Annotated in this window: 10 protein-coding genes; 4 read left to right on the top strand and 6 right to left on the bottom strand. The window is 45.2% G+C overall.

Annotation, left to right across the window (positions count from 1 at the left end; translation table 11 throughout):
- Positions 1-85: 85 nt before the first annotated feature.
- The 6 genes from Q0537_RS07990 to Q0537_RS07965 all read right to left on the bottom strand — a co-directional run bounded on the left by Q0537_RS07990 (position 86) and on the right by Q0537_RS07965 (position 6,734).
- A complete protein-coding gene (locus tag Q0537_RS07990) occupies positions 86-1,606 on the bottom strand; it encodes a hypothetical protein (protein WP_299085650.1) in 1,521 nt (506 codons plus the stop codon).
- 62 nt (positions 1,607-1,668) lie between these two features.
- A complete protein-coding gene (gene era, locus Q0537_RS07985; protein WP_299226863.1) occupies positions 1,669-2,538 on the bottom strand; it encodes a GTPase Era in 870 nt (289 codons plus the stop codon).
- Between the two features lie 497 nt (positions 2,539-3,035).
- Positions 3,036-4,355, bottom strand: coding sequence for an HslU--HslV peptidase ATPase subunit (gene hslU, locus Q0537_RS07980; protein WP_299226861.1), 1,320 nt, complete (start codon positions 4,353-4,355; stop codon positions 3,036-3,038).
- Entirely contained in the window at positions 4,352-4,900 is a 549-nt protein-coding gene (gene hslV, locus Q0537_RS07975) for an ATP-dependent protease subunit HslV (RefSeq protein WP_299226857.1), read from the bottom strand. Before hslV ends, hslU begins: the two co-directional genes overlap by 4 nt.
- The gene (rplI, locus tag Q0537_RS07970; protein ID WP_299226854.1) at positions 4,893-5,336 is read right to left on the bottom strand and encodes a 50S ribosomal protein L9; all 444 of its coding nucleotides are present in this window, start codon (positions 5,334-5,336) and stop codon (positions 4,893-4,895) included. Before rplI ends, hslV begins: the two co-directional genes overlap by 8 nt.
- A gap of 174 nt (positions 5,337-5,510) precedes the next feature.
- A complete protein-coding gene (locus tag Q0537_RS07965; RefSeq protein ID WP_299226851.1) occupies positions 5,511-6,734 on the bottom strand; it encodes an argininosuccinate synthase in 1,224 nt (407 codons plus the stop codon).
- 88 nt (positions 6,735-6,822) lie between these two features.
- Between Q0537_RS07965 and Q0537_RS07960 the strand changes: the two genes are divergently transcribed.
- From Q0537_RS07960 to Q0537_RS07945, 4 genes are all read left to right on the top strand, one after another.
- Complete coding sequence (locus Q0537_RS07960; protein WP_295152076.1) at positions 6,823-7,068, top strand: S4 domain-containing protein; 246 nt, start codon at positions 6,823-6,825, stop codon at positions 7,066-7,068.
- Positions 7,052-7,459, top strand: coding sequence for a tRNA (adenosine(37)-N6)-threonylcarbamoyltransferase complex ATPase subunit type 1 TsaE (gene tsaE / locus Q0537_RS07955; RefSeq protein ID WP_299226848.1), 408 nt, complete (start codon positions 7,052-7,054; stop codon positions 7,457-7,459). The genes Q0537_RS07960 and tsaE overlap by 17 nt, the downstream gene beginning before the upstream one ends.
- Entirely contained in the window at positions 7,452-8,174 is a 723-nt protein-coding gene (gene lptB, locus Q0537_RS07950) for an LPS export ABC transporter ATP-binding protein (protein ID WP_299226845.1), read from the top strand. The genes tsaE and lptB overlap by 8 nt, the downstream gene beginning before the upstream one ends.
- A gap of 971 nt (positions 8,175-9,145) precedes the next feature.
- Positions 9,146-9,964, top strand: coding sequence for an ATP-binding protein (locus tag Q0537_RS07945; RefSeq protein WP_299226842.1), 819 nt, complete (start codon positions 9,146-9,148; stop codon positions 9,962-9,964).
- The last annotated feature ends 358 nt before the right edge of the window (positions 9,965-10,322 follow it).

The following is a 10,322-nucleotide window of genomic DNA, read 5'->3' as shown; positions in this document are numbered from 1 at the left end:
AAAGCTATGTAAAAATAGTTATTTGCACTATTTCCCTTGGAGGCGAACCATTGATCAAGTTGATCTAATGAACTTTTCTTTTTCATTATCTAACCTCCACACTGATGTTGCTATCGTAAAAGACGGTTTTATTACCCTCTTGTAGCGCGATTGTTTTAGTATCCACGCCATACACCTCTTTTTTACTGATATCCTCTAAAAGCTCGGTCATCTGCTTATCGTTTTTGGTGCGCACCTGAACAGTTAAAGTCCTATTCTCATCACCGATCCTAACCATATTGCCTTTATTTTTAACGACCATATTGGTTAGCTCAAAAATAGAAACACCCTTCATAGCGTAATTGTTTTTCTTGTCTAAGATGGCATTAATTAGATCGCGCCTATCGTTAAGCTCCTTACCACTCTTAGCAGCCTGGGCATTTACCTCTTTAGTCTCTTTATCCAAACGCGCATTTTCTGCTCTAGCAGGAACCATCTGATCTTCTAAACCCTGATATTCGCTAGTTTTATCATTAGCTACCATATTATTATAATATCCATAGCCGAAGTTATACGCAGGATACACAGCCCCAAGTAAGCAACCTAACAACATATAGCCTATCAGCTTGCCGGTTGATCTTTGGGTCAAAGGCGGAGGTCTCATAAACGGCGAGTAGTTGTGATCGTCATCTTTGGTAACCAAATAATCTTGACCTACCAAGAACATCAAAATATCTAGCTGAGTGAGCGGATAATCTTTTGCGTTGATTGCAACGTTAAAATTAAAATCCTTGTATCTTAGCTTTAGATTATTTTCTACGAAAACCTCGATCGCAGGAATTTTACCGATATCCGTTCCGATATAGACATTTTGAATATTGACGTTGTAAATTTTACTAATACCGTTCAACACGTCGTTGATGTAGTAAAACATATCGTCAAAAATTTGGATCATATAATCGCGTTCGGTCGGATTTTCTAAATTTACTCCCTGTTTGGAGAGCAATCTATAAAAGCTCTCTTCATCGACTCTACTGCCGACTAGCTCAACATATTTTTCATGCAAAAATTTTAGGTTGTATCTTACTTGACGAGATTGAAAATATTCGCCGTTTTGATACACTACCAAAAACGCATCGTCGCGCTGTAAGTAGATGAAGCAGTCGATCCCGTCGCGAGTTAGGACGCCTCTATTATACAAGCCCTCGTATAAAAATGGAGCCATAGCCACATAGTCGATGTAGTTCGTCCTAGCGGCTATCGCATCGAATTCTGAAGTGAGTTTGGCATTATCTACGACAAAGACGTTGAAAATTCTATCATCGCCGCCAGCGCCTATTACCTCACTATAGGTGATTTTGTAATCCAAAGCGGTGTCAAGCCCCAGCTCCTCATACACCTTAACGACGATCGCATCTAAAAGATCCGCGTCCTCTACCGATCTGCTTATCTCGACCGTCGCAGTCATTATATCCTTATACGGAATATATGAGACGTAAGTTTCCTTCGCACGATTCGCTTTTGAGAAGTCGTGCTCGAAAACTTCATTCTCACTTAGACCGAATATGGTTTGCGTGACTTTGTTAATCGCAACAATCGAACTAGCATTTTTACTATTCTTTGCCATAACACTCCACTTCCAAATGAAATTTTCTACGCTGCTAATACTAATAGAAATAAAATAAAATGTCAATAGATAAAATCGGTTTTCACCATAAATTCGTCATTTTTCCAGCTTTTTTTTACAAAAACTGTTAATTTTAAGTAAATTTTGACCTTAGAAAAATTTGAAATTAACTTTTTGGCTCGAATTCCGATCCGTTTGATCGCCTCGCCGTTTTTGCCGATCAACATCTCTTTGTGAGAATTGGTATCCGTTATGATCCGCGCATACACCGAGGTTAGACCCGGTTTTTCGACCACTTTTTCCATCACGACATCGCTGCAATACGGGATCTCGTCACTCATACTCTCAAAGATCGCCTCAAGTATGAAGTCGCGATAAATTTCGCGTTCGTTGGTCGCGCTTAAAATTTCGGGGTCGTAAAAATACTCGTGCTCGGGCAAAATTTTACAAATTTCGTCCAAAACCTGCTTTTTATAGACCTTTTTTTTGATGCTAACGGGGATTATCGCTTCGAATTTATCGGTAAATTTTTGATATTGCAGCAGCTTTTGCACGATCTTTTCGTCATTTACTTCGTCAATTTTAGTTAAAATCACGATGTGTTTGATGCCTGCGTTTAAATTTAAAAATTTTTCGTATTCCGCGGTATCATCGTGTACCGGCGCCAAAAACAGCACCAAATCGCAACCCTCAATAGCTCCGAGCGCTACTTCGACCATCAGCTTATTCATCAGCTTGGCGCTTTCGTGCAGCCCCGGCGTGTCCGTGAAAATCACCTGATCTGTGCCGTTCATCGCGATGCCGTTAATCTTACGGCGCGTGGCGTTGATTTTGTGCGAGACGAGCGAAATTTTCTCGCCGCAGAGATAGTTTAACAGCGAGCTCTTGCCCGCATTCGTCCGCCCGATGAGCGTTACAAATCCGCTTTTCATATTTTCCTTAAATTTATAAAATTTTATCCTGCTTGCGACTGGGGCATTAAACCATAGCAAGCAAATTTAAAATCTCGTTTTGCGCAGGCTGGCTCTTGCACGAGCGGCTAAATTTTGAAATTCTGCCATCACATAAGTGGGTAAAATTTAAAATTTCAAGCCGCGCGATAGCGATAAATTTTACCCGCCTCGGCGCAGAATTCTATTCACTTTAAATCTCGCGAGCCGCGAATCCTGCAACTTCGTAAATTATCTACGAAATTTTAAATTTTATCCCACGCCGACATTATATATAGTCAGCACTGCATAAAATTTAGATCATTCCTGAAATTTTACAGACTTAAAATTTCAAAGTATCGCCAAATTTAAAAGGATTAAATTCTGCGCATTTTTAAAATTTCGCTAAATTTCAAACCTAAAATTCTAACGCTTTGCAATTTTCAAAACCGCTAAATTTCGCGACTCTGCAGAATTCTAAAAGTAGCTACCGCGCCGCCTTATAAAATATATTTTGCCAGATCCTCGTCGCTTGCGATGCCTGCGAGCTTTTCGCTTACGAGCTTCTCATCCACGACGATCTTTTGCCCTTTAAACTTATCCGCTTCGAAGCTGATATCCTCAAGCACCTTTTCCATTATCGTATGTAGCCTTCTAGCGCCGATATCCTCGACCTTTTCGTTCGTGCTCGCCGCAAATTTCGCAATCGCTTTGACCCCATCCTCGCTAAATTCCAACTCCACGCCCTCGGTCTTCAAAAGCACCGAGTACTGTTTAAGAAGCGAATTTTTCGGCTTGGTTAAAATTTCACACAACGCCGCCTCGTCTAAGCTGTCAAGCTCGACGCGAAGCGGGAAGCGCCCCTGAAGCTCGGGTATGAGATCGCTCGGCTTGCTGATATGAAAGGCGCCCGCGGCGATAAAAAGGATGTGATCGGTGTCGATATTGCCGAATTTCGTGCTTACGCTGCTGCCCTCCACGATCGGAAGCAGATCGCGCTGCACGCCCTCTTTGCTCGGATCCTGCCTGCCGCTATTGCCGCTTGAGACCGCCACCTTATCGATCTCGTCGATAAAGATGATGCCCTCGTTTTGCGCGCGCCTAACGGCTTCGGCTTTGATACTCTCCATATCGAGAACTTTCTCGCTAGCCTCGCTTTTAAGGGCAACTTTGGCGTCTTTAACCTTCATCTCTTTTTTACTTTTGCGCGTCGAAATTCCGATTACTTTGATGAAGCTTTCCTGCATATTCGCCATCTCGGGCGGCAAATTCGGATTTGATTCGAGCGCATTTTCGCTCACTTCGATCTCGATGCTAAGATCGTCCAGCTCGCCGCGCTCGAGCTTGGCCGCCATCTTTTCGTAGCTTTTTTCGTAATCTGCGACCTTCTCCTCACTCGCTCCGCGCGGAAGCGGCGGAAGGACTTTTTCTAAAATTTTACGTTTGATGTAATCATCGATCTTGTCTTTGTTTTTTTCAAACTCCTCGCCGCGCACTAAATTTACCGACGCAGCGGCCAGATCGCGCACCATGCTCTCCACGTCGCGCCCCACGAAGCCCACCTCGGTGTATTTGCTCGCCTCGACCTTGATAAAAGGAAGTCCAAACATCTTCGAAAGTCTGCGCGCGATTTCGGTCTTGCCCACGCCGGTAGAGCCGATCATCAGGATATTTTTAGGCATCACCTCATTTTTCATCTCATCTTCAAGCGCCATTCTGCGGTAGCGATTTCGCAAAGCTACCGCTATCGTGCGTTTGGCGCTATTTTGTCCGATTATATATTCGTCTAGTTTCTCTACAATTTCTCGTGGCGTCATCATCTCTTTTCGTCCCAAATTGCGTATGTTTTGATATTTTCGTTCGTGTAAATGCAAATCTCGCCCGCGATTTTAAGGCTTTGCTTTACAAGCTCCTCTTCGTCTAAGCTTGCAAATTTATCCAAAGCTCGCGCCGCGCTAAGAGCGTAATTTCCGCCGCTTCCGATCGCTGCGATCTTGCCGTCGTCCGGCTCTACCACATCGCCCGTGCCGCTAAGCAGAAAGATATTTTTGCGGTCCAGCACCAGCATCATCGCTTCGAGCTTGCGCAGATATTTATCCTTGCGCCACTGCTTGCTAAATTCTATCACGGCCCTTAAAAGATCGCCTTTTGCGCCATCTAAGCACTTCTCAAACATATCAAAAAGATTAAACGCATCGGCGGTGCTGCCCGCAAAGCCCGCCAAGACGTTACTCTCTTTGCCGATCTTTCGAATTTTAGTCGCATTGCCCTTTAAGACGGTGTTTCCAAACGTAACCTGCCCGTCACCGCCGATGACGGAGCCCTTCGCGCCTTTGTAGGCTAAAATGGTAGTCGCTTCAAACACTAGCCACCTCTATCTCAAATTTAGCGCTTATGCCATGCTTTAGCTTGGCATTTACATCGTAGATCCCGGTCGTTTTGATAGCCTCAGTCTCTAAAATTTTCTTATCGATTTCGATGCTTTTTTGCTCTTTTAGCGCGGTTGCGATCTCATCTTTGGTCACTGAGCCGAAAAGCGCGCCGCTCTCGCCCGTCTGCTTTACGATCTTTACGCGGATCTTAGCTAGCTCCTCGGCTAGTTTTTGCAAGCTTGCGACCTCGTATTTTTCTAGCTCGGCTTGCTTTTTCTTATCCGCTTCAAATTTACGCAAAACCTCCGTCGTAGCGGCTTTGGCGTAGCCTTTACCGATTAGGAAGTTATTGCCGTAGCCGTCCTTGACCTCCTTTACCTCGCCCGCCTTTCCGAGCCCCTTAACGTCTTTTATTAGTAATACTTTCATCCATTATCCTTTTAAATTTAGCTTTAAATTTATAAAATTTTATAAGCGGCGCGGGCGGATCTAAAATTTCGTGAAATTTTATGAAATTCGCCTGCAGCCGCTCTCTACTTTTCCGATAAATTTTAAAATTTCGTTTTGTGAAATTTGCCTGCCCGACCTGCGGCAAAATTTCAGCTAAAGCTTGCGTCCGTTCTTGCCCGCGATGATAAATCTTAGCGCGCTTAGTTTGATAAATCCGTCGCCGTCTTTTTGATTGAAAACCTTATCCTCTTCAAACGTCACGAAATCGGTATTAAACAAACTATCGCTCTTGCTTTCCCTGCCTAGCACGGTCACGTTGCCCTTATAAAGCTCTAACTTAACCTCGCCATTTACGTGCTCTTGGGATTTGTTTATCAGCTCTTGAAGCAGCAAGCGCTCAGGGCTGAACCAAAAGCCGTTGTAGATAAGCTCGGCGTAGCGCGGCATCAGATCGTCTTTTAGATGCGCCGCACCTCGATCTAGCGTGATGCTCTCGATCGCGCGGTGAGCCTTTAGCATGATCGTGCCGCCCGGAGTTTCGTAGCAACCGCGGCTCTTCATGCCGACGTAGCGATTTTCTACTAGATCGAGCCTGCCGATGCCGTTTTTAGCGCCAAGCTCGTTAAGCGCTGCTAGCATCTCGTGCGGTTTAAGCGCCTTGCCGTTTAGCTTTACGGGATCGCCCTGCTTGTATTCGATCTCTATGATCTCGCTCTTATCGGGCGCATTTTTAGGGCTCACAGTCCATCGCCACATATCCTCCTCAGGCGCATGGGCGGGATCTTCCAGCACCAAGCCCTCGTAGGAGATGTGAAGGATATTCGCATCCATCGAATACGGCGATTTGCCGGGCTTTGAGGCGATGTCGATGCCGTTTTTCTTAGCGTAAGCAAGAAGCTTCTCGCGAGAGTTCAGATCCCACAGCCTCCACGGCGCAATCACCTTAATATCGGGATTTAGCGCATATGCGCCAAGCTCGAAGCGAACCTGATCGTTTCCTTTGCCCGTAGCGCCGTGGCTTATGGCGTCCGCGCCGGTTTTTTTAGCAATTCCGACTAGCTTTTTAGCGATCAACGGGCGCGCAATCGATGTGCCTAAAAGATATTCGCCCTCATAGACGGCATTTGCGCGAAACATCGGAAATACGTAATCGCGTACAAATTCCTCGCGCAGATCCTCTACGAAAATATTTTCCTTTTTGATGCCCAGTTTCACAGCTTTGTTTTTGATCGGCTCCAAATCCTCATTCTGACCGATATCTGCGGTGAAAGTCACCACATCGCAGCCGTAAGTATCGCCGAGCCACTTTAAAATAATACTAGTATCAAGTCCTCCGGAATACGCCAAAACGACCTTTTTTACATCTTTTTTTGCCATCTCAAATCCTTTACGTAAAATTTGGCGAAATTCTACCAAAAATAGTTTAATAGTTGCTTTTAAGGCAAATATCGCTAAACTCACGCCTATGAGAATCGATAAATTTTTAAACGCAGTCAATATCACCAAGCGGCGCGCCATCAGCGAAGATATGTGCAAAAGCGGCGTCGTAGCCGTAAACGGCGTCGTAGCAAAGCCCGCCAAAGAGCTTAAAATCGGCGACGTTATCACGATAAGCTTTTTGGATAGAAAACAAAGCTTTAAGGTTCTAGCCTTTCCTAGCGCGAAAAATACGCCCAAAAGCGAGCAGGCAAAGTATGTCCAGGAGCTTTGAACTCATCTGCGGCGAGGATGAAATTTCACGCCTCGTGCAGGCTCTGCCAAAAAGCGGCATAATATTGCTAATCGGCGATCTCGCCGCCGGCAAAACGACGCTTGCGCGCGCGATCGTGCGGGCTCACGGATTAGACGAGCACGTAAGCTCGCCGACATTTTCGATCATGCAAAACTACGGCGAAATTTATCATTACGACATATATAACGGCGGCTGTGAGGGGATTTTAAAAAACGGACTATTTGAAAATTTATTTGAAGAGGGGCTTCATCTTATCGAATGGGCGGACGAAAATTTGATAAATTTACTTAAAAAATATGAGCTTGATTTTTGCGTAGTGAGGATCGCGCCGCACGCGCAAGGGCGAAAATACGAGGTAAGCTATGCATAAACTGGAAGTCAGGGGTCTAAAAAAAACCATAAAAGGTACGCCGATCATCAAAGGAATCTCGCTAGAGCTTTACAATGGCGAGATCGTAGGGCTGCTAGGGCCCAACGGAGCGGGCAAAACCACGACGTTTTATATGATCTGCGGGCTGATAAGCGCTAGCGGTGGCGATATCTTGCTTAATGAGAGCAGCATCGCAAAGGTTCCGCTTCACAAACGCGCTAAGCTCGGCATCGGCTACCTGCCACAAGAAAGCAGCATATTTAAGGAGCTTAGCGTTGAAGAAAATTTAATGCTCGCTGCAGAGATTACCTATAAAAATAAAGCCGAAGCCTCACGAAAGGTCGATGAGATGCTAAATCTACTCAACATCGAGCCGATCAGATTGCGCAAAGGCGTGAGCCTAAGCGGCGGCGAGCGCAGGCGCTGCGAGATCGCGCGAAGCCTGATGATAACGCCGAAATTTTTGCTTTTGGACGAGCCGTTTGCGGGCGTCGATCCGATCGCCGTTAGCGACATCCAAAACATCGTACGCGATTTAAGCGATCTTGGCATCGGCGTGCTCATCACCGATCACAACGTCCGCGAAACGCTCGCGATCTGCGACCGCGCCTACGTCATCAAAGACGGCGAGCTGTTCGCCGGCGGCACCGCAAAAGAGATAGCCAGCGATCCGAATGTCCGTAAATTCTACCTCGGCGAGGATTTTAGCATCTAAGTCAGCAAGGGCGTTTTAGATTTTTAGCCCCCCTTTTTTTTTCGGCGCGCGCGGTTAAATTCTATAATTTAAGTTTTGCGATTTAAATTTCAAGTGTACGGCTGCGATTAGTCGTACGTGCGACACTTGATTTAAAATTTTGCATATTAAAATTTAAAGCCACTGCCACGGCCGTACGATAGAGCGATTTGATTTTGTGCTTTAAATCTTAAAAGTAATTATGGTGGCGGAATTTGAACCCAGCGTTTAAAATTTAGCATATTAAATTTTAAAAGCATAGCGTGGATTGGACGGCGCATTCTATTCAAAGTTTAAATTTCGCGTATTAAATTTTTGAAAAGTACCTAGGTTCGTCTTAAAAATTTTTAAATTTCAAAAGGCGTTTTGTACACTGTAAATTTTAAATAATTTTTTTGCTACAGACTCACTTTTACGACCGAAATTTTACACCCGTGGTACATAAAATTTAAATCGCATTTTAATCACACTTTATTTAAATTAAATCCAATTTTAAAGCGTGAGGCGTCTTTAAACGTAACGCTTTCATCTGCGCATCAAAATCATGCGGCAGTTTGCAAAAAAATATCCGCTCGTATAATTAAATTTTAAAGCAACAGCCTAAATAAATTGCGTATGCGAAGACGCCTGCAGCCGCGCGATGTCGCTAAATTTCACGACAAAATTCCATAGGCGCCGCGTCAGTAGCAAAAATCAAAGCACGCACAAAACTACTCACTTCGGTTTCAACGCATCAAATTGAAAGCGACGCGCGAAGCAAGGCCTTCCAACCCGCTAGAATTTTGCCGATTAAGCCACCTTGTTTAATTAAAATTGCGCTTTTATTTGCTCTGCGGGTTTAAATTTCGCTCATCTTAAAGCTCGCTGCGAATTTTAAAATTTTAACCTGGCACTCGTCGCTTCGCTTAAAAATTTTAAAATTCTTAAAATTTTGGCGAGATCAAGGAGAGATTATGAAAAAAGTTCTACTTTTGTGCGCCTTGACAGGCGCGCTTTTTGGCCTAGAGATCGACGGATTTAGCGCACCTAGTGGTTCGCTCATTACCGATGACGCTTTTTACATCGCAAATCGCGGCAGTAGTGAAGATCCACAAGAGCGAGACGGCTTCATCAGCCGCATAGTAAAAAATTCCAATGTTGTTGAGACAAATTTTATAGACGATCTGGTAAATCCGGGCGGAATGGCGCAGATCGCGGACGTGCTTTATGTCTGCGATATCGATACGATCAGGGGTTTTGCCAAAAGCCAGGAGGTTTTCAATCTAAAAATCGAGGGAGCGCAGGCCTTAAACGATGTCGTAGCGCTCGGCAGCGAGGTTTTGCTAGCAAGCGATCCCGTGCATGGGACGATCTGGCGCATCGACCTGCTCTCGCGCACCGCGGATGAGTTTGCGCGCATCGATCCGTCGCTCGGCAATGCGGGCGCGCTTATGCTCAAAGGTGACAAACTTCTGATCACCACCTTCGATCTTAGCGGAAAGGTCCCGGGGCGCGTGCTAAGCATGGATCTGAAATCTCGCGAAATTTCGATCTTCGCCGATATGAAGGGGGTTTTCTACGGCATAGCGCGCGGAAAAAACGGTGAAATTTTAATTAGCGACTGGGGCGAGGATCTTTTAAGCGGTAAAATTTGGCGCGTCGGTACGGACGGACGCGTGCTAAAGCTAGATCTCGGCACGATGCAAAGACCTGCGGATATCTCAAGCGACGGCAAGGTTTTATTGATCCCAAAAACGCTGGAAAACAAAGTGGAGTTGATAAATTTGCCGTAACCGGTCGTCTTATTGCGGCTTCGCAGTTTGCTTAAATTTTACAAAATATATGCTGTATCGTGCTTTATAAGCCATCTTTTTGTGCTTCGCCGCTTGCGCGGCAGTATCAGTTACGGACCAGAACCAATCGCGATATCGAAACTAGGTCAATGCCGAAGCCGGTCGCAGCGCCAAGGCTAATTGCGGCAGCGTAAGAGTTATATTACGAAACCGATCGCCCTTTTTCGCGCGCACTCAAGAGCCAAGTACGTCCAAAAACCGCGTGTGTCGTCTTATAACACGCAAATGCCGAGTCTGTCGTAAAATTTGCAAATCCATCTGCTCTACTTTTTAATTCCATCGCCGCGGATATTTTTGC

Source organism: uncultured Campylobacter sp., assembly GCF_938017775.1.
Classification (GTDB): Bacteria; Campylobacterota; Campylobacteria; order Campylobacterales; family Campylobacteraceae; genus Campylobacter_B.
The sequence above is the reverse complement of the archived record's forward strand: the minus strand, read 5'-3'. Positions and strand labels throughout refer to the sequence as shown.